A 20,170-nucleotide genomic window follows, 5' to 3' on the forward strand; every position below is an offset into this window, starting at 1 on the left:
TCAGGCGCCGAGCTTTTGCAGTTTTTGCAGCTCGGCGCGCAACTGGATCACGCTGGGCGTGACGATGGGGATGAAGGCCGATTCACGCCAGCGGCGGGCAAAGCCATCGTCCGCATCCAGGCTGTAGGCACGGCCGCCGGCCGTCTGCAGCTCCAGCTGCATGGCCTGCTGCACGCAGTCGTGCAGGGCCAGGCGCAGCGCGAAAAGCCGCTCGGGCGCCTCCACGAAATCGCCGGCCTCGACACCGGCCTTGAGTGCCGCCACCGCCTGCTCCAGATGGCTGCGGGTATCGTCCAGCGGCTGCTGCAGCACATGCCCGCCCTGCCCCATGCGCGAGGCGGCCTGCGCACAGGCCGCGCGCGCCAGGCCGATGGACAGGCCGCATTGCATGCCCAGGAAGGCCGGCCGCACACGCGGCAGAAATCCGCCGGCGCGCTCGGCCAGCAGATCGTCTTCGGTGATGGCCACGTCCTTGAGTTGCAAGGCGGCGGTGTTGGTGCCGCGCAGGGCAATCAACTCCAGATCCGGCGAGCGCTCCAGGCCGGGACGATCGGACGGCAGGGCCACGATCATGGGCGGTGCGCCGTCGTCACGCGCCACGGCAATGGCGGCCAGAAAGCGCGGCCCGCGCAGGTTGGTGCACCAGGGCACGCTGCCGTTGAGCAGCCAGCCGCCGCCTTCCCGGGCCGTGGCGCGGATGTTGAGTGCCTCCAGCCCGCTGAGGAATTTCATGATGTTGGACAGCCCCGAGGCACCGGCCGCCTCACCCGCCAGCAGCGCGGGCAGCCAGCGCTCGCGCAGGGCCGCATTGCCGGTGTTCGCCAGCATCTCGATCAGCACACGCTGGCCCCAGAAGGCAAAGGCGGCGGACATGGAGTGCGTGGCCACCTGGGCAATCGCCTCAATGGCATCGCCGGCGCTTGCGCCCTGCCCACCCAAGGCATCCGCCAAGCCGTGGCCCAGCAGCCCGGCTTCGGCCAGATAGGGCACGACGGCGGCCGTGGCATCGCCGTTGCCGGCATCCAGCGCCTGGGCACGTGCATCCAGCCATTGGCGGTCGGCGCCGGTCAGCAGGGGGAAATCGGGTATGTGGCTTGTCATCTTGCGGGTCACCATAAAAAAAGGGACCGCTGTGGGCACAGCGGTCCCTTGCCATCCTAGCGCAGCGCACAGGCTGCGCAGATGACGCAGCGCAGGCTCAGTGCGCCGCCACCTTGCCGGGGCGTGTTTCCTCGCGCAGGGCCTTGACCTTGTCGCTCAGGCCGGGCCATGGCTGCAGGCCGTACTGGCTGCGCATGGTGTTGAGCAGCGTGGCGATCTGATCGTCGCTGAGGTTGTGGCGGAAGGCGGGCATGGTGCCCAGCTGCGGGCGCGCCGGTTGCGTGATGCCGTTGAGCACCACATGGATGGCGTTGGTCGGCGAATCGCTGTACAGGTTGGTGTTCAGCGACAGCTGGGGACGCACGCCGAAGCTGCTGCCGGCCAGCACGCCGCTGGGGTCGGCGCGGTGGCAGGCCATGCAGGCGCCCTGGTACAGGCGGTAGCCCTGGGCGTCGACCGGCAGCTTGGCAACCTCGGTCTTTTCCTTCACCAGGGCCTGGGCGTCCCCTGCGCCAGCGGCGTCTGCCACGGGCTTGCGGTACGACATCAGGTAGGTGGCCATGGCGTTGATGTCCTCGGCCGACTGGTGGGACAGGCCTTCGATCACGGGCGCCATGGGGCCGGCGGCCACGCCGTGGCGCTCCGAGAAACCGGTCTGCATGTAGCGGACCAGGTCTTCTCGCGTCCAGGGCAGCGGGGCCACGGCCTTGTCGTTGAGCGCGGGCGCATCCCAGCCGTCGATGAAGGCGCCGGCCAAGTGGTCGGCACCCTTTTTCTCGGCGCCGAACTGGTTGCGCGGCGAGTGGCAGGCCGCGCAGTGGCCCAGGCCTTCGACAAGGTAGGCGCCGCGAATCCACTCGCCCGACTGGTTGGCGGGCGCGGGCTGCTCGCCCGGCTCCAGGTACAGCGCATTCCACAGGGCCAGCCCACGGCGCACGTTGAACGGGAAGTTCAGCGCGGTCTTGGGCGCCTCGTTGGAGACAGCCGGCTCGGACATCAGGAAGGCATACAGCGCCTTCATGTCCTCATCGGTCACGCGGGTGAATGCGGTGTACGGGAAGGCGGGGTACAGGTAGTTGCCCTCGCGGTCCACGCCATGGCGCATGGCGCGCTCGAAGGCCTCGTACGACCAGCGGCCGATGCCGGTTTCGGCATCGGGCGTGATGTTGGTCGAGTAGATGGTGCCGAAAGGGCTGGGCATGGCCAGGCCGCCTGCGTTGCGCTGGCCGCCCGGTGCCGTGTGGCAGACCGCGCAGTCGCCCATGTGCGCCAGGCGGCGCCCCTGGTCGATCTGCTGCTGGCTGAATTCCTGCACCGGGATCTGCTGCAGGGGCGCGATTTCGCTGCGGCCCGTGGCCAGCCAGAAGGCGGCGCCGGCCACGGCGGCCAGGCCGACCACGCCGAGGGTGATTTTCTTGAGTGTGTGCATGTTCCGGTCCTCCGCTCTCAGTTCTGTGCCTTGTCGGCCGGGGCTGCATCGGCAGCCTGTGCCTTGAGTGCGGCCAGCACGCGTGCCGGGGTGAACGGCACTTCGCGCAGGCGCACGCCGGTGGCGTCGAACACGGCGTTGGAGACAGCGGCGGCGCTGGGCACGGAGGCCGATTCGCCCGCGCCCATGGGGTCTTCGCCCGGGCGCTCGACCAGTTGCACGTCGATCTCGGGCAGCTCGTCAAAGCGCAGGATGGGGTAGCCGCCCCAGTCCAGCGAGGTCACGCCCTTGCTGTCGAAGGTCACGTACTCCTTGAGCACGCGGCTGGTGGACTGGATGATGTTGCCGTGCACCTGGTGGCGCACGCCGGCCGGGTTGACCATCTCGCCGCAGTCATGGGCCACGAAGACCTTGTCCACCTTGATCACGCCGGTCTCGCGGTCCACGGTCACGTCGCAGATCCAGGTGGCCCAGGCCGCGCCGTAGCCAGGGAACTTGCTGTGGTAGTAGCGGGCATAGGCAAAGCCGCGGCCCTTGACCAGGCGCTGGTCGGCCGGCGCGGGGTTGCGGTGGGCCGGGCCATCCTGCCAGCCGGCCTGCTTGTGCGCAGCGTGCGTCAGCGCCACGGCGCGCGGGTCCTTCAGGTAGCGCAGGCGGTAGGCCAGCGGGTCTTCACCGGCCAGGTAGGCGCATTCGTCGATCCAGCACTCATGGGCAAAGACGTTGGGCAGGGCCGAGACGCCACGCATCCACGAAGCGCGCACGATGGGCGCCGCATCCTGCGAGACCACGCGCATCTTGGGGTACTCGTACTGCGGGATGGCCGTACGGTCGCCCATCTGCAGCACCTTGGGCTTGTTGGGCACCTTGCCCGTCAGGATCAGGGCCAGGGCCGCCGCGTCGTTGGACGGGTAGCAGGTCTTGAGCTCATAGCCCAGCACGGCATGGTTCTCGTCCAGGCCGCCGCGCACGCGGATCAATTGGCCCGTGCCCTTGGGCTCCCAGGCGGCTTCCTGCTCGCGCATCAGCTGCACGCGCACCGGGCGGCCCACGGCCTGCGACAGCAGCACGGCGTCGGATGCCACGTCGTCCGCGCAATTGCGGCCATAGCAGCCCGAGGCTTCCAGGCGCGTCACATTGATCTGGTCGGCTGCCATGCCGGTCAGCGTGGCGATGTCCTTGCGCACGTCGTGCGGGTTCTGCGATCCGGTCCAGACCTGGATCTGGCTGGCGGACACCTCGGCCACGGCGCAGGACGGGCCGATGGAGGCATGCAGGTGGTAGGGCCAGACGTAGTCGGCCTCGATCACCTTCTTGGCGCCCGAGAAGGCCTCGTCAATGCCCGCGTCCTCGCGCAGCATGCGGTCGGTCTTCTCGTGCTTGACCAGGGTGTCGTGCATGGCGTTCAGCGACAGGTCGGGCACGCCGGCCCAGTCCTTCCACTTCACCTCCAGCTGGCGCATGGCGGCAATGGCCTGCTCTTCGCGCTCGGCCACGATGCCCACGAAATCGCCCTGCACCACCACCTTGACGATGCCCGGCAGATGCGCCACGGACTGCTCGTTCACCGAAATCAGGCTGCTGCCCAGAGGCGCCGACGCATCGGCACCGCCATAGGGCGGGCGCACCACGCGGCCGTGCAGCATGCCGGGCACGCGCACATCGTGCACATAGGCCAGCGCGCCCAGCACCTTGGCCGGAATGTCCACGCGCTGCACGGACTTGCCGATGTAGTTGAAGCCGCCGGTGCGCAGCGGCACTTCCTTGTCCAGCGCAATGTTCAGGTCCTGGCCCTGGACCAGTTCGCCGTAGCCGATGCGTCGCCCGCCCTTGGCCACCACCGCGCCCTTGGACGTGGTCAGTGCGGACACGGGCTGCTGCAGCTTCTCGGCAGCCAGGCCCAGCAGCAGCTGGCGCACCTGCGCGGCGGCCTTGCGCATGGGGATGGCGTCCACCTGGATGGTGTTGCTGGCAATGGTCGGGCCCTGGTTGGGCGTGCGGCCCGTGTGGCCCAGCACCATGGTGATGCGCTCGAACTCCACATCGAGCTCATCGGCCACCAGCTGCGCCAGCGAGGTACGGATGCCCGTGCCCAGGTCCACGTGGCCGTGGTAGGCCGTGACGCTGCCGTCCGCGCCAATGGCGATGAAGCTGCTCACCCGGTCGATGGGGGGAATGGGGAAGGCGCCGGCCACGGCGGGCGCCGTACCCGTGCTTTCGGCCACCAGGCCAGCGGCCGCCACCGAGCTGACCATGACCATGCCGCCCAGCTTGAGCAGGTTGCGGCGCGTCAGTTGAAGGGGGTTGGATGCACTCATGCTGCACCTCCCTGGGCGATCAGCACGCGGGCGCGAGCAGCCGCACGCATGATTTCCACATGCGTGCCGCAGCGGCACAGGTGGCCGGACAGGGCCTGGGTGACTTCCTCGTCGGTGGCCGTGGGCTTGTGGTCGAACAAGGCCACCAGGGCCATGACCATGCCGTTGGTGCAGTAGCCGCACTGGGCAGCCTGCTCGTCAATGAAAGCCTGCTGCACAGGGTGCAGTCGGTAGACGGCCTTGCCCTGTGCATCGGCTGCCGGCTTGCCGGCAGGCATCCCCGGCACGGCGGCCGGATGGGCTGCTTCCCAGTCACGCGCCACGCGGGCGTGCTCGGCCTGGGTCGCGTCCTGGGACAGGCCTTCCAGCGTCGTGACCTTCATGCCCTGGACCACGCTCACGGGAACGGAGCAGGAGCGGGCCACCTTGCCGTCGATCAGCACGGCGCATGCGCCGCATTCGCCCAGGCCGCAGCCGAACTTGGGCCCGTTGAGCTGCATGTCGTTGCGCAGCACATAAAGCAGCGGCGTCTCAGGGCTGACGCCCTGGATCTCGACCTCTTGTTGGTTGAGAGTGAATTTCATCGTGTGCAAACCTTGTGGTTGACAACAGGTGCAAACCATAGGTGCGCACTGAAAAATCAGGCGACGGACTCGCCGCGGCCAAGCCCGAAAAAGAAAGCCCACCGCCAACGGGGTGGGCTGTTTTCACGTGGTTTTTAGAGGCAACTCTGATAGATGACTGCCTGTTGTATGCAAACGATTCTATGCCTCGGACTTGCCCATCACTGCCAGCCGGCGTCCATCCAAGGACCTGCACAGACCCGCAAACTCCGTGGCTTTTTGCTCACATAACTCACCATAAAGATCGGAAATATCCGCAAAAACACAGCGCTACCAGCCGATCCGAAACCTGCACCAAGCCCCGAAAGATGTGCACCACCACAGTGCACAAAGGGCAGAAATTCTTGCATCACGGCCCCTGCCCGGTCTTGCAGCCATGCACGGCTGGGCATAAAGACAGCAGGCCACCCTGGCAGCCGGCGCATCGGCACGGCCATCACACCAACCAAGCAAAACACTCGGCTTTTATCTGCATCAAATTCCAGTGAGAACGCTTGAAATTCCCGAGCACGCCATGCACAGCGCCCGTAAAACACGCGCCCGCCTGCAGCATCGATGAACACAAGGCGCGGACCAGCGGCCCAGCCGTCAACGGGTGCCCGGCGTGATCTGGATGGTGCCCAGGCCCGAGCCCACGGCCTCACGCCGACGAGGTGCCAGCCAGTGCACCCAAAGCCCCTTGAGCCAGCCCAGCGCAAAGGCGCCTGCCAAGGCCAACATGCCCCACTGCCCGGCCAACAGAGCCACATATATCCAATAAGGCATGCATCCCAGGCCGAGAAGGCAGGCCCACCGCCGCAGGGCAACGGAACGGGACTGCGACAGCCAGACGGCAAGGACTGCGGGGAGTGCGAAGGCGATCTGATCGATGCTCATGGCCGCATCATACTGTATGAATAAACAGTTTTGTAGGCAAAAACGCGTGTCTTTCGCGAAGGATGTCACGGGAACACCAACACCCTCATCTTTCGCTTGCATTCTGCTCGCCATCCTCCCCCAAACCCCACGCAAAAAGCCGCTGGCAAGCAGCGTACAGACTGGGTTTCAAGAATTTCCAATGTGCGGTGCAGTTTGATCACGGCATCGCCTTTCACATCCCCTTCAATAAGCCCAAACTCCTTCGCAGCCGGTCACTCACTCCTGTGAACCACCGCGCTTCAAACCTGAAAGCGAGGGCATACAGGATTTTGAAGGGCTCCGGAACATACAGCACCCCATAACTACCGGCTCTTTACATGGCCTTTACCTGGCGTTGACCGGTCATTTTGAACACGGTCAGGACGGCCAATGGCAGTCATAGGAGAAAATGATCGAAAGCATGCAAACTTGTTCTTAAAAAACCGTTAATATTCGCGCTTCAATCCATGAAAGGCAAACTACCGTGAACACCACATACAAAGAACTTCTGGCACAGCGCGAGGCACTCGAGGCCCAGATCCAGACAGCACGCAAGCAAGAAGTCAGTGATGTGATCGCCAAGATTCGCGGTCTGGTTCAGGATTACGGCCTGACTGCCGACGACATCTTCACGGCACGCCGCGCCCCCTCCACCGTGGCCCCCAAGTTCCGCAATCCCGAAACCGGTGACACCTGGACCGGCCGTGGCAAGCCCCCCGCCTGGATCAAGGACAAGGATCGCGCCCAGTTCGCCATCTGAAGCCTGGATAAACGCCTCCATGAAAACAGCCTGCAGTTCTCTGCAGGCTTTTTTCATTCTGGCGGCACTTGCTGCCACACCTGAATGCCCGGGCTTGGGCTTCCAAGGCCAGACGCCGCGCAGGTGAAACAAGAATGCTCTATGGACATGTCCTTAAACATGCACCATGGATGGATGCCGTGGTCCAATCTTCCAGCCGGATCTGAAGCCTCCAGCGAGTGACTGGCTGCAGATGCCGGCGCCAGATGCTCGGCCACCCATGAAAAAACAGACATCCACCTTGGACAGTGCACCCACACCATACCGTTCTGAAAAGTTCTCGACTGCCGCCGAATCGATAACCACCACAGAAGAGCCCCCCTCCTCCGCTTTGTCATTTTCAGGCGAGCAGGTTTTGTTCATCTCGTCATCCGATGAACTGCACGCCCATCTGCTCCCGCACCTCAAAAGTTGGGGCCTGGCGACCACGGCCTGCCACCATCCCACGGCCATTCGCCAGGATCGCCTTCAGAAGTTCCAGGTTGTTGTGCTTTGCGGATCGAAAACGTCCTGGAATCCCAAGGATGAAAACCGCCTGGTGGCAGGAGCTGCAAGCATCATCGAATGCGAGGCCGATCACCCCTTGCAACCCAAGGTGATCAACGCCCGCATCATCGAAGTCTCCTGGCGTTCGCTGCAGGGCCTCTTTGATGCACTGCAACTGGCCGTTCAGCCCCGGCCTGCCAACAGCGGCCGCATTTCGTCGACCGATGACGTCGCCCATTTTCAACAGATCCCGGCGCCCATCAGAACGGCCTTTCTGGATTCTGCACGTTCGTCGCTGGCGATCATCAAATCCAGCAAGAATCGCAAGGATGTGCAAAGAGAGCTGCACAATCTTTCCGGTTCACTGCGATTTTTTGACCTGACTGAGCTGTCAATACGCTGCGCCGGCCTGGAAAATGGCATCAACCATGATGGGCTGATGCACCATGCGCATTCGCTGCTGGCGCTGGAACTGCAGCTTGACCAGCTCCTGGAAGAAATCCGGACCTTGAACGGCAGATAAAGAACCGGCCGTCATTGAGATCTCGATGAGGTCACCCATCCGCACTCAAGGGCATACTTCATCAGATCAATGTCTCGTTCAATTCCAAGCTTGTGCATGGCCTTGACTTTCTGGGTACTGATGGTTTTCTTGCTTCTGTTCAGCTTGGCCGCGATCTCGTCGATACGCAAACCGGCCGCATAAAGCCTTACCACCTCCGATTCCTTGGGACTGAGCACCCCCGGTGATTTTCCTTCGCCTCCCATGACACCCGCATTCATTTTTTCCAGTCGCTCGGAAATGGCGGGGGAGAAGTATGTCCCTCCTGTATAGGCGGCATGAATGGCTGGAACCAGATGCAGCACCGGGTCCGCCTTGCTAACGATGCTGATGTTCGACACCTTGCCCAGCGCCTGGAGAATGGCCGAATTGTCCAGCATGGTCAGAACCACCAAACCCAGGTTCGGAAATCTTCTGGATATATAGCCAAACAGATTCAAGCCGTCTCCGTATTGACCCGTAGGCATGGAGTAATCCGACACAAGCACGTCAAAGCCACCCTCATCCAACTTTTTCACCAGATCGGTTGAATTTGAAACGCTGGCTTTCAACAGGATTTCCAGCTCTGAAGACAGCTCATGCCGGATGCCTGAGATGATTCCAGGATGATCATCGGCCAGCAGTACGGATATATTTAAATCTTTTCTATGATTCATATTGGGAAACATGCTTTGGCACCATCAACGGAATAAACACAATCGTTCAGTGCAGCATCATTGCACCACGGCTCATCAGATATCTCTCAGGTTCTCCAGCAGGTCGGTCAGGGCCTCATCCACTGCATGGAGGTGCCGCATATTGACAAGAGATGACAATCGGTCCATATCTTCCACTCTATCCTTCAGCCCAGCCACCGCAAATGACCCTTTCATGGCATGAATTTCACGGTGCACAGCCATCAGATCACCTTGCAGCAAATGCTTTCTCAACGCAGCCAATGAGCTTTCGGTTGCTGAAATCAATACATCACGATAAGGCAATCTGCTGCCCTGAACTTCCGCAGCTTCAACGACACCCTTGCCAGACTTTCCTATATTTTTTCCAATGAATTCCTTGAGGTTTTTCAAGGAGGCCGGCTTGACAAGAATATCTGCGATGCCAAATTTTGCACATTTGAATTTTTCCTGCTTGCCTGCATGTGCCGTTATTGCTCCCACAGGAATTCCCGGATAATTCTGCTTGATGCGCTGAGCAAGTGCATAACCGCTCATTCCAGGCATTTGCAGGTCCGTAAGAACCAGGTCATACATATTCCGCGACATCATTCGCAATGCGGATTCCCCGCCTTCTGCAGATTCCGCCTCGAAGCCGAGGATTTTCAGCTGATCCAGAAGCAGCAGCCTGTTGACCGGGTGATCATCGACGATGAGAATCCTTGCGCAATAACCTGCGCTTTCATCGTCTGCAAGCATGACATCGCCATCGTCCCAACCCAAGGAAGCAGGAACAGGCTGGACGTGGCATGCGGGCAAGGTCAATTCGAAAATGCTGCCCTTTCCCGGCACGCTGAAGAACCGGATTTCCCCGCCCATGAGATGTGCCATACGCTGACACAGCGTCAAGCCCAGCCCTGTACCACCAAATTCCGCCGCTATATCCGAGCCTGCCTGCTTGAATGCATCAAAGATGAATGGGTGCTGTGAGGGATGAATGCCTATCCCGGTATCTGACACTTTGATCTTGAGCTCACCGGCCCTGTCTGATGCAAACACGTCAATCTTGCCAGCCTTGGTGAATTTCAAGGAGTTGCTGAGAAGATTGTTGAGGATTTGCTTTATTCTCTCGCCATCTCCTATATATCCATCCCTCAGCGAATGATCAATGATCAAGGAAAATCCTATACCCAGTTCCGCAGCCAGCGGTTTGTAAATGGCAGCCACCTGCCGGATCACAGACTTGAGATCAAAGCTGGCCAATTCCACACTCATCTGACCAGACTCGATCTTCGAGAAGTCGAGAACATCATTCAGCAGCGTCAAAAGAGAATGGGATGAAGATGATATGGTGGTGAGCCTGGTTTGCTGCTCTTCTGACATGGAGCTTCTTCCCAGTATTTCCAGATTGCCCAATATTGCATTCAGTGGCGTGCGTATCTCGTGGCTCATGGCAGCAAGAAAAGAAGATTTTTCCTGGTTTGCCTCTTCTGCCGCCTTTTTGGCATCTTCCAGATTTCTTTGCACCTGCTTGTGCGCAGTGATATCGGCAAATCCACACAGCAGGACATGCCGCCCCTGATATTTGGCCTTCACCATGATCACTGAAATCTCTGCAACTGTTCCGTTGTAAGAGATCACGACTTCGCTGACTACCGGCAAATATTCAGTCTTTTTTCCACTCAGATATTTCTCACCGTAGAATCTGAGAAAATATTCAATCAACCGCTCACCAGCAGACTTGTCATCCAACACCATGCTTTCTTTGTACTTGTACATCATGCTGTTTTCCAAAAGCATCTTCTTTTCCTTGAAATCAAGAAGACCAAGTCCATAAGGCGCCATGGCAATGATGGTGCGGCTCAGATGTTCCGTGTCGAACACATTCTTGGCTTTTCCATATATTGGAATAAAAACCCTATCATAAAAATATATCAGAAAACACCAGAAAAAAATGATGAATATCAATGAAAACAGCAAATATACAAGGGACTTCCCATTTAAATACACATCTTTCCAGGAAAACACCTGGAGAAGTATCATGTTTGTATTTGATATCCTCGAATAGTAATAAAAATATCCATTCCTATAGACGGCACCATACTTGCTCAAAATATATCTACTTATCATTCCTCCGTGAAATTTCGACGCCTCGATATCAAAAAAATCCCCTATTGCATCGCCGCCTCCCCCACCCAACGCAACGTTGCCTTGAGAATCAAGAATAAACAAGGAGTTCCTACCATCACCCTGCTGCATAAGGCTCTCAATATACTGAGTCGGCATGTCGCTCACCACCGTGAGAAATGGCTTTCCATCTTGGAATGCCGAGACAACAATCTGAAATGACATCTCCCCCGTCAGAATGCTTTTACTCGGAGGCAGCCATATGGGATGGCGCAGCTGGACGGACGGAATGATGGTGCCGTTATCTTCAGGCAAAGTCGAAATATGTTCCCTGAGTTTCAAGAGCATGTCTTTTCGCTCATGCTCGTTTGGCACCTGCGGCACAAGGACGCCTATGAACGATCTGTCCGGACTGAAGACATAGGCAGATATTGCTCTTCCATTTTGAAGAAAGCTGGAATTTGCCAAATATGCCAGCTCTCCCAACATATCTCTGTAGTGCTTGTGTACATTCTTGTTGATCTTATTCTCAAGCAATACTACAGGGCTCACCCCTGCCATCACAGCATCTGCCCCGGCAAAGACGCCGGGATGAGATGTGTGCGTCTGCCCCCAAAGCAACTCTGATGCAATGATTCCTCGCATCATAATGACTTGCTTTGTTTCTATTTCCACCAGAACCCGGGTTCTCTTGCTCTGGAATACGGCTCTTCTTTCCTCCATGAAGTCATTGAGCTCGAACAGGGCCGCAAGCATTGCCAAAACAATGATAAGAAGAGAGAAAACCAGGCCACCGCCAAAAAGCAGTGTCTTGTTGTATTTGGTCAGAAGGTGGAGCTCTTCCTTTTCTCCAGCCTCTTTTTTATATATTTCCATCTGGGCATCAAGATACAACCATCGATCAGGCTGTGGATCTCCTCATGTAATAAAAGAAATCTTTGCAAGAAAGCTGCGGATGGCATGGAGCTTGGTCGGATCGTCTGCGGCAATGACGATGCATTTCTGCACCTATTTTCTTACGTCAATCCAGCCCATCTCAATTCCATAGCGAATGAGATCAATGTCCTTGCGTATACCCAGCTTGTTCATGACAGCCACCTTGTGCGTGCTGACCGTCTTGATACTGCGATAGAGCTTTTTTGCTATCTCGGACACCGTCATGCCAGAGATGAAAAGAAGCAGAACCTCTTCTTCCCGTTTTGAGAGTTCTATCGATGTCCGCACCGCACCCAGCCATTCTCCTCCCAGCAGCTTGCTTGCACTGGGAGATATGAATTGACCATCCGTGTATGCAGCGTAGATGGCGGGCAGCAGACTTCCCAAGGAATCCGTTTTATGGACAATTCTGTAGATTCCTTGGTTGGTAAGAGATTTGATGATTCCAATATTCTCGATCATTGTCAGCATGACGATCTTGACACTTGGAAATCTTTTACGAATGACATTCAGCATCACCAGACCATCACCGTAGGTTCCACCGGGCATGGAGTAATCAGTTACCAGAACATCACATTCGTTTTTCTTCAGAAAACTTATGATTTCCGTGGAGTTTTTCGCTCGACCTACAATCTCTATTTCATGCTTATCCTCCAAAACACTTTCTATGCCTGCCAGAACTGCCGGATGGTCATCGGCAATTAATATCCGCAAGACGAAATTTTTCATGACTCAAAAAATTAAAATAAGTCGCACGAAGAACATTCCTATTCTAGGCAGCCGGCTACTAGGATTTAATTGGATTTGTCTGATTTTTCAATCCAAAAATCTAAGATTTGTCTGATTTGCAAGATTTATTGCCGAAAAATCGGGTACCAGTCCTAGGGCCCACTCCTAGAATTCAACAGACAGTTGAACCAATGGTTGAATGGATTCGGGCCAGATGCCGCCGGGACCTGAAGCGCCCGATCTGCGGGAAGGCGCGAGACCTGTGCGGGAGGAGATCACCGAGGCGCTTGGCGGGCGGCTGAAGAGATGGCGGAATCCCGGCACAATCGAGGGATGCGAATCCTCCACACCATGCTGCGCGTTGGCAACTTCCAGCGCTCCATCGATTTCTACACACAGGTTCTTGGCATGCAGCTGCTGCGGACCTCCGAGAACCCGGAGTACAAATACTCCCTGGCCTTCCTGGGCTTCGAGGGCGGCAACCCGGCCCAAGCCGAGATCGAGCTGACCTACAACTGGGGCACCGAGGCCTATGACATGGGCTCGGCCTATGGCCACATCGCCATTGGCGTGCCAGACGCGTATGCCGCCTGCGAGAAGATCAAGGCGTCCGGCGGCAACGTGACGCGCGAAGCAGGCCCCGTCAAGGGCGGCACCACGGTGATTGCCTTTGTGACGGATCCGGACGGCTACAAGATCGAACTCATACAAGAGAATTCGCGAGCCCATGCCGGGACCCAGCCTGACGGTGACGCGAAGTTCGACCCGCTGCGCAATTCCTGATCCACGCAGCCGTCAAAAGAAAAGGCCCGGAGCGATTGACGCTCCGGGCCTTTTCTTTTTGGCCGTTTACAGCGGCAAGACCGAGGCTCAGTCCACCAGGATCACTTCCACGCGGCGGGCTTCGGCGTTACTGCCGTCAGCCTGCAGCTGCTCGGGCTTCTTGAGTTCGACCTTTTCCTCAGCCACGCCCAGCGCGGACAGGGCGGCCTGGACTGCCAGGGCGCGCTTCTTGGCCAGTTCGGCGTTGAGTTCGGCGCTGCCCGTGGCGTCGTGGTAGCCCGAGATCACGGCGCGCTTGCCGCCCTTCACACCGGCGACCACGTCGGCCAGCGCTTCATTGGCGCCCGCGGCCAGTTCGGCCTTGGCCGATGCGAAGTAGAACTTGACCACGCCGTTTTCGACAACGACGCGGGCCACATCTTCCTCCAAGACCACGGGCACCATTGCTGCCACAGGGGAAGCGCCGCCTGCCATCTTCGCCGGGCCATGCGCAATGCCGCGCTGGTAGACGACGACGCCAACGACCGTGGAGACGACGAGCGCAATCAGCGCGAACAGGAAACCCAGGGCAAAACGTTGTTGGCTGTCGTCGTCGGAATGACTGAAGGACATGAAGCACTCTCCGTGAATGAGCTGTTGGATGAAGACCAGAAAGACTGCGAAAAACCGGTGGATTGTAGAGGGCCACCGTCGAGGGCCCCGCGCCACGCCCAAACCCCGCAGTGACGGCCGACAAAAACTGTGGTGCGGCGGAGACAGAAGACCGGCCCTGCAAGGGCAAAGCACGCGCTTGTGCACCGTTTGCGCGTCCAGGCGTTAAAACGTCATTGTTCTTTCATGCTGTCGCGCCCATGTCCGCCCTGCCAGAATTTTCATTCGCCCGCCGAGAGTCACAGCCCATGCTGGACGAGGCGCTGCACCGATGGGGCGGGAGCGATGACCTCTGGATCTTTGGCTACGGCTCGCTGATCTGGCGGCCGGATTTCGATTTCTGCGAACGCCGCACGGCGCGTGTCTTTGGCTGGCATCGGGCGCTGAAGATGTGGAGCACCATCAACCGCGGCACGCCCCAGAACCCTGGTCTGGTCTTTGGCATGCTGTCCGGCGGCAGCTGCCAGGGCATGGTGTTCCGCATTCCCCGGCACCACGGCCATGACGTCATGAGAAAGCTGTGGCAGCGCGAGATGGCCAATGCCGTCTATGACCCCCGCTGGCTGCCCTGCCGCACCGGCCAGGGCACGGTGCAGGCGCTGGCGTTCACGCTGTCCCGGCAAAGCCCCAATCACACGGGCGAACTGGCGCCCGAGGACTATCGCCGCATTTTCAGCGAGGCCAAGGGCATCTACGGCAGCACGCATGACTATGCGCGCGCAACCTTCGATGAGCTCAAGCGCCTGGGCATCCGTGACCGCGCGCTCCAGCGCCTGCTCAGCTACGCGGGCCAGCCCGACGCAGGCGCGCGGCAAGGCTCCGTTTGACGCCATCGCCGCGCACGGCCGCAGAACGCTGTGCTCTCCGACATGGCCGCCGTATCGCACGCTGCATGATGGCGGCTGCGCGCCGTGCGCCCCCGTGACTTTTTCAGTTCCCATTCCAAACAGGAGATTGCCGCCATGCCTTTGAACGCTTCCCAATCCAGCCACGCCGCCACTTCGCAGCCCTCCACCCCGTCCACCGCCGTGAAGCTGTTGATGGCTGCCGGCATGGTGCTGGCCCTGGGCGCCTGTGGCAGCCAGCCCAAGCCTCCTGCCGCAGCCTCCGCATCGACCCCGGCAGCCGTCGCGACAGCGCCCGCCTCCCGCAATGTGGCCATGGCCCAGCTGCAGCCCACGCAAGGCAGCAAGGTCAGCGGCAGCCTGCAGTTCACGGCACAGGCCGATGGCAGCGTGCGCGTGCAAGGCTCCGTCCAGGGGCTGGCGCCGAACAGCGAGCACGGCTTTCACGTCCATGAAAAAGGCGATTGCTCCAGCCCTGACGGCCTGAGCGCGGGCGGCCACTTCAACCCGACCGGCCAGGCCCATGGCCGCTTCGATTCTTCGACCCATCACACGGGCGACCTGCCCAGCCTGCGATCCGATGCGCAAGGCATGGCAAGCATCGACTTCGTGTCGCGCGGCCTGGCATTGGACCAGGGGCCCAACAGCGTGGTGGGTCGTGGCCTGATCGTGCACAAGGACCCGGACGACTACACCACGCAACCCACCGGCAATTCGGGCGCGCGCCTGGCCTGTGCGGTGATCACGCGCGGATGATGTGCTCGGCCGGGTCTGCGTTCAGCGCAGGCAGTCGCGCAGCCACGCCGCGCACTGCTCGGCGCGCGCGCCCGGCCATTGGATGCTGACCGTGGTGTCGCCACGGCGCAGCTCGACATGAATGGTGTCGGCAGCGCCCGCGCTGCCCTCACCGCTCAAGCTGCCGACTAGCCGCCCCCACCAGCCACGGCCCCGCAGGTCTTGGGCCGTGGAGGAGAGCTCCGAAGCTGGCGCTGGTGCTGGCGAATTCGGGGCTTGCACCACCGTTTCCCTGGCTGGCTCGGAGGCCGGCGCGGGCGCGACAGGTGCAGGCGCCTGCATGGTCGCCTCGCCCGCAGCGGGCTCCCCTCCCCCGCCTTCGAGCCGCGCGGCCAGATTGTTACCGAACTCCTCCCATATTCGGTCGGCCTTGGTCTTCATCACGCTCAGGCCGAAGGCGCCCAGACGGCCCAGCAGGTCCACGTCGATCTTGATGCGCAGTTCGGTGCCTCCATCCGGCGTGGCGCTTAGGAAGATTTCACTGCGCTGCTTGAGCGAGCTGGCCACCGAGGTGTCTTCTCCCGTTCCTTCCACGCGCAGATACTCGGGAGCGCGTTGCTCGACGATGCGTGTGCGCAGCTTGAATCTGGCGCTGATGAAGGAGATCTTCTGGTGCATCACCGCCACGTATTCGGTGGGGCTGACCACTTCGATGGACTGCATGCCCGGCACGGCACCTCCCATGACCTGGGGATCGAGCAACAAGGCCCATACCCGCTCTCGCGAGGCCGAAACAGTCAGGGTTTTCTCAATTTCCATGCATTTTCTCCGCGGCCACAAGGACCGATTCCACGATCTGGGTGTAGCCCGTGCAACGGCACAGGTTGCCGTTGAGGCCATGGCGAACTTCGTCCGCGCCGGGAAGGGGGTTACGCCCCAGCAGATCGCAGGCGGCCATGATGAAGCCCGGTGTGCAGTAGCCGCACTGCAGGCCGCCGCATTGCATGAAGCTTTGCTGCAGCGGGTGCAGCCGTTGTGACGGGTCTGCGCCCGCACCCCCAGCAATACGGTCGGCCAGGCCTTCGATGGTGGTGAGCGCGCGGCCCTGGACCTGCACGGCCAGCAGCAGGCAGGACTTCACCACTTCGCCATCCAGCAGCACCGAGCAGGCACCGCACACGCCCGTCTCGCAGCCGCGCTTGGTGCCCGTCAGGTGCAGGTCATCACGCAGAAAATCCGACAGCAGCCGGCGCGCAGGCACGTCCACGCTGCAGGGCTCGCCGTTGACGGTGCATTCGATGCGATGTCGGCTCATGCCAGCTCTCCTTGTTCCAGTGCCAGGTCCAGGCCAAACAGTTCGGCCACGGTGCGCCGCACGTTGACGCGCACCATTTCTCGGCGGAAATCCGCCGAGCCGCGCAGGTCCGAAACCGGTGTGATGTCGGCCGCGACGATGTCACCCGCCTCGGCCGCCAAGGCCCAGGTGAGGGCACGGCCTTCAAGAAAGCCCTCGGCGCGCCGCTGGCGCACGGGTATGGGCGTAGAGGCGCCCACGACGAGACGCGCGTCGCGGCAGATGCCCCCGGCGGTGTGCGCCACCAGGGCCACGCTGGCCAGCGGCCGGTGTTCGGCCGCTGTGCGCAGAAAGCGCGTGTACACACCGCTGCGCCGGTCGTCTCCTTGCCCCATGGGCGGCACGCGGATCTCGCTGACGATCTCGTCGCCTTCCAGCGCCGTGGCGTAGTAGTCGACCAGGAAGTCCTCGATGTCCAGCAGGCGCTCGCCTCTTGCGCTGGCCAGCACGATCTGGGCGCCCAATGCCATCAGGCAGCCGGGCGGGTCGGTGGAGGGGTCGGCATAGCAGAGATTGCCGCCCACCGTGCCCTGATTGCGCACCTGCGGGTTGGCCATGCGCTGCGCCATGCCGGCCAGGACAGGATAGTGATGCGACACCAGCGGCGAGGCCGCCAGTTCGGCATGGCGCACCAGGGCGCCGATACGCAGGCCACGCACCGGGTCGAAGTCCAGGCCGCGCAACGCATCGATGCCAGCCAGCGAGACCAGGTGCGTGGGCGCGAGCATGCGCTGGCGCATGCCCAGCATCAAGGCCGTGCCGCCGGCGATCACGCGGCAGTCCTCGCCCAGTTCGGCCAGCAACCGGCTGGCCTCCGCCACCGAGGTGGGCTCCAGGAAGTCGAAGTCATGCATGACGGCCCTCCTCGGCGCGTGCGCGCAGCGCCGCCAGGATTTTTTCGGGTGTGATCGGCAGATCGCATATGCGCACGCCGATGGCGTCGTACACGGCGTTGGCGATGGCAGGCGCTCCCGGCAGGATGGCGGTTTCGCTGGCCCCTTTGGCGCCATAGGGGCCGTTGGGGTCGTTGGACTCGACAAAGCCGCCGCGCAGCAAGGGCACGGCGTCGGCCGTTGGCATGGTGTAGTCGGCGAAGTTGCCGTTGGCCAGGCGCCCGCCTTCCAGGTGCAGTTGCTCGTAAAGGGCCCAGCCCATGGCCTGGACGGTGGCCCCGTTGGTCTGCCCATGGATGGCGACGGGGTTCAGCGCCTTGCCGCAGTCGTCGGCCACATAGCTGTCAAGCACCCGGACCTGGCCGGTTTCCGTATCGACCTCGACCTCCACTGCCTGGGCCGCGAAGGAATAGGCCGGCGCGATGTTGCCGTGCAGCTGGGCGTCGTGCATCTGCGTCTGGGCATCCCAGGTGTGGCTGACCTGTATGCCCTCGCCGCCATGGCGCCAGATGTGCTGGCGTGCGAGCTCGGCCACGCCTGCCGCACGGTCGGTGCCGCGCACGCGCACCTGACCATCGGCCAGCTCCAGGTCGTCGACCTGCGCCTCCAGCACGACGGCGGCCAGGGCCAGCAGCTTGCTGCGGGCCGCCTGCGCGGCACCTATGGCGGCATTGCCTGCAGCCATGGTCACGCGCGAGGCCAGCGAGCCTATGGCGAAGGGCGTGCTGTCCGTGTCGGGTGCGGCCACGCGGACCTGCGACAACGGCAGCGTGAGTTCATGGGCGACGATCTGGCTGAGCATGGTGGCCGCGCCCTGGCCCATGTCGCACTCGCCACTGAGCACAAGCACCTGGCCATCCTCATGGATGCGCACCACCACGGTGGAGCCGTCCCAGTTGCCCATGGTGCGGTTGCCGCTGACATGCATGGCCGCGGCCATGCCCACGCCCCTGCGGCGGGCGCCAAGGGCCTGGCGGGGGCGGGCGCGCTTGCCGCGCCAGTCGATGGCATCGGTGGCCTGGTCTATGCACTCCTTGAGGCCGGCGCTGCCGATCTTCCAGCCATGCACTGTCACGTCGCCGGCTTCCACTGCATTGAGCTTGTGGACTTCGGCCGGATCCAGCCCCAGCTGCTCGGCCATGATGTGGATGTGGCTGTTGAGCGCGAACAGCATCTGCGTACCGCCAAAGCCGCGGAACGCGCCGTGCGGCGGGTTGTTGGTATAGACCAGGGTGGCGTGCGATCGGACGTTGCCCTGCCTGTGCATGTTGTCGCTGCGCATGGCACTGACGTGCATGACCTCGGCCGACAGACCCGCATAGGCACCGCACTCGGCGACGATGTGCACCTGCTTGGCGAGGATGCGGCCATCACGCGCCATGCCCAGCTTGAGCGTGATGCGCTCGGGGACGCTGGAGCAGCAGGCCAGGAAGTCCTCCAGCCGGTTGTTGACCAGGCGCACGGGCCGCCCGGTGCGCAGGGCCAGCAGGCCCGCCACGAGCTGGTTGTCGTCCTCGACGATCTTGCCGCCAAAGCCGCCGCCCGTGGTGGCCTGCACCACGCGGATGGCGGACACCGGCAGCTCCAGCGCCGCCGCCAGCCGGGCACGCGCCAGGAAAACCGACTGCGTGGAGGTCTGTACCAACAGGCGGCCATCGGCGTCGATGGAGGCCAGGGTTGCCATGGGTTCCAGGTAGCCCGGGTACTGCGCATGCGTGGTGTACGTGGCTTCGTGAACCAGATCAGCTGCGGCGAATCCGGCATCTGCATCGCCGCGCTCGAAGCGGATCTCGTGGGCGATGTTGCCCCGGCCCGGATGAACGCCGGGCGCTTCTTCATCCAGGGCTTCCTCGGACGACAGGATGGCGGGCAGTTCTTCGTACTCGACCTCGATCAGGTCCAGCGCATCGCGGGCGATCTCTTCTGTGGCGGCAGCCACGGCTGCCACCTCTTCCCCCGCAAAGCGCACCAGGCCGTCGGCCAGGATGCGCCGCTCCTTGTGGCTCACGCCCCAGGGCGTGCGCGGTGCATCTGCCCCGGTCAGCACGGCTTTCACACCGGGCAGCGCACGCGCTGCAGCAATGTCGATGCGCACGATGCGCGCATGCGGATAGGGGCTGCGCAACAGCTTGGCATGCAGCATGCCCGGCAGCTTGAGGTCGCCCGCGTACTGGGCACGACCTAGTACCTTGGACAGCGCCGTGACCTGGGCCGTCTCGCGGCCCAGCGTGGAATTCGAGGTATTCATG

The 20,170-nt window shown here is 61.5% G+C and carries 18 protein-coding genes; 5 read left to right on the plus strand and 13 right to left on the minus strand.

Annotated elements, in window-relative coordinates:
* The 5 genes from AC57B5_RS07385 to AC57B5_RS07405 all read right to left on the minus strand — a co-directional run bounded on the left by AC57B5_RS07385 (position 1) and on the right by AC57B5_RS07405 (position 6,191).
* On the minus strand, positions 1-1,116 hold the full coding sequence (locus AC57B5_RS07385) for an acyl-CoA dehydrogenase family protein (RefSeq protein ID WP_496399157.1): 1,116 nt from the start codon (positions 1,114-1,116) through the stop codon (positions 1-3).
* 82 nt (positions 1,117-1,198) lie between these two features.
* On the minus strand, positions 1,199-2,530 hold the full coding sequence (locus AC57B5_RS07390; RefSeq protein ID WP_496399158.1) for a c-type cytochrome: 1,332 nt from the start codon (positions 2,528-2,530) through the stop codon (positions 1,199-1,201).
* A 17-nt stretch (positions 2,531-2,547) separates the two neighbouring features.
* Positions 2,548-4,848, minus strand: coding sequence for a xanthine dehydrogenase family protein molybdopterin-binding subunit (locus AC57B5_RS07395; RefSeq protein WP_447915624.1), 2,301 nt, complete (start codon positions 4,846-4,848; stop codon positions 2,548-2,550).
* Complete coding sequence (locus AC57B5_RS07400; protein WP_013802282.1) at positions 4,845-5,432, minus strand: (2Fe-2S)-binding protein; 588 nt, start codon at positions 5,430-5,432, stop codon at positions 4,845-4,847. The genes AC57B5_RS07395 and AC57B5_RS07400 overlap by 4 nt, the downstream gene beginning before the upstream one ends.
* A gap of 627 nt (positions 5,433-6,059) precedes the next feature.
* Positions 6,060-6,191, minus strand: a complete 132-nt coding sequence (locus AC57B5_RS07405) for a hypothetical protein (RefSeq protein ID WP_373769842.1) — start codon at positions 6,189-6,191, stop codon at positions 6,060-6,062.
* A 661-nt stretch (positions 6,192-6,852) separates the two neighbouring features.
* Between AC57B5_RS07405 and AC57B5_RS07410 the strand changes: the two genes are divergently transcribed.
* The gene (locus AC57B5_RS07410) at positions 6,853-7,128 is read left to right on the plus strand and encodes an H-NS histone family protein (protein WP_013802280.1); all 276 of its coding nucleotides are present in this window, start codon (positions 6,853-6,855) and stop codon (positions 7,126-7,128) included.
* Between the two features lie 259 nt (positions 7,129-7,387).
* Positions 7,388-8,176: an Hpt domain-containing protein gene (locus AC57B5_RS07415; RefSeq protein ID WP_447915623.1), complete on the plus strand. Its 789-nt coding sequence runs from the start codon at positions 7,388-7,390 to the stop codon at positions 8,174-8,176.
* An 11-nt stretch (positions 8,177-8,187) separates the two neighbouring features.
* Here AC57B5_RS07415 and AC57B5_RS07420 read toward each other — a convergent pair whose 3' ends face one another.
* The 3 genes from AC57B5_RS07420 to AC57B5_RS07430 all read right to left on the minus strand — a co-directional run bounded on the left by AC57B5_RS07420 (position 8,188) and on the right by AC57B5_RS07430 (position 12,660).
* A complete protein-coding gene (locus tag AC57B5_RS07420) occupies positions 8,188-8,883 on the minus strand; it encodes a response regulator (RefSeq protein WP_123693508.1) in 696 nt (231 codons plus the stop codon).
* A 63-nt stretch (positions 8,884-8,946) separates the two neighbouring features.
* Positions 8,947-11,889, minus strand: coding sequence for a hybrid sensor histidine kinase/response regulator (locus tag AC57B5_RS07425; RefSeq protein WP_496399159.1), 2,943 nt, complete (start codon positions 11,887-11,889; stop codon positions 8,947-8,949).
* Between the two features lie 114 nt (positions 11,890-12,003).
* Entirely contained in the window at positions 12,004-12,660 is a 657-nt protein-coding gene (locus AC57B5_RS07430) for a response regulator (RefSeq protein ID WP_013802276.1), read from the minus strand.
* A 333-nt stretch (positions 12,661-12,993) separates the two neighbouring features.
* Here AC57B5_RS07430 and gloA point away from each other — a divergent pair, with 333 nt between their 5' ends.
* Positions 12,994-13,443, plus strand: a complete 450-nt coding sequence (gene gloA, locus AC57B5_RS07435) for a lactoylglutathione lyase (protein WP_043796127.1) — start codon at positions 12,994-12,996, stop codon at positions 13,441-13,443.
* An 87-nt stretch (positions 13,444-13,530) separates the two neighbouring features.
* On the opposite strand, the gene AC57B5_RS07440 is transcribed toward gloA, so the two are convergent.
* The gene (locus AC57B5_RS07440) at positions 13,531-14,055 is read right to left on the minus strand and encodes an OmpA family protein (protein ID WP_063325997.1); all 525 of its coding nucleotides are present in this window, start codon (positions 14,053-14,055) and stop codon (positions 13,531-13,533) included.
* Positions 14,056-14,294: 239 nt separating this feature from the next.
* Here AC57B5_RS07440 and AC57B5_RS07445 point away from each other — a divergent pair, with 239 nt between their 5' ends.
* Positions 14,295-14,921, plus strand: a complete 627-nt coding sequence (locus AC57B5_RS07445) for a gamma-glutamylcyclotransferase (protein WP_013802273.1) — start codon at positions 14,295-14,297, stop codon at positions 14,919-14,921.
* Between the two features lie 135 nt (positions 14,922-15,056).
* Positions 15,057-15,695, plus strand: a complete 639-nt coding sequence (locus AC57B5_RS07450; RefSeq protein ID WP_216295522.1) for a superoxide dismutase family protein — start codon at positions 15,057-15,059, stop codon at positions 15,693-15,695.
* Positions 15,696-15,716: 21 nt separating this feature from the next.
* On the opposite strand, the gene AC57B5_RS07455 is transcribed toward AC57B5_RS07450, so the two are convergent.
* Genes AC57B5_RS07455 through AC57B5_RS07470 form a run of 4 tightly spaced genes read right to left on the minus strand, consistent with a single transcriptional unit; the run spans position 15,717 to position 20,169 of the window.
* Positions 15,717-16,493: an SRPBCC family protein gene (locus AC57B5_RS07455; protein ID WP_496399160.1), complete on the minus strand. Its 777-nt coding sequence runs from the start codon at positions 16,491-16,493 to the stop codon at positions 15,717-15,719.
* The gene (locus AC57B5_RS07460) at positions 16,483-16,989 is read right to left on the minus strand and encodes a (2Fe-2S)-binding protein (protein WP_016447071.1); all 507 of its coding nucleotides are present in this window, start codon (positions 16,987-16,989) and stop codon (positions 16,483-16,485) included. Before AC57B5_RS07460 ends, AC57B5_RS07455 begins: the two co-directional genes overlap by 11 nt.
* Positions 16,986-17,882 carry an FAD binding domain-containing protein gene (locus AC57B5_RS07465; RefSeq protein ID WP_016447072.1) on the minus strand — a complete coding sequence of 299 codons (897 nt, stop codon included), beginning with the start codon at positions 17,880-17,882 and terminating at the stop codon, positions 16,986-16,988. Before AC57B5_RS07465 ends, AC57B5_RS07460 begins: the two co-directional genes overlap by 4 nt.
* A complete protein-coding gene (locus tag AC57B5_RS07470; protein ID WP_496399161.1) occupies positions 17,875-20,169 on the minus strand; it encodes a xanthine dehydrogenase family protein molybdopterin-binding subunit in 2,295 nt (764 codons plus the stop codon). The genes AC57B5_RS07465 and AC57B5_RS07470 overlap by 8 nt, the downstream gene beginning before the upstream one ends.
* Between the last annotated feature and the right edge of the window lies 1 nt (position 20,170).

The organism is Delftia sp. BGA-UO-ETr-SB1 (genome assembly GCF_059567865.1).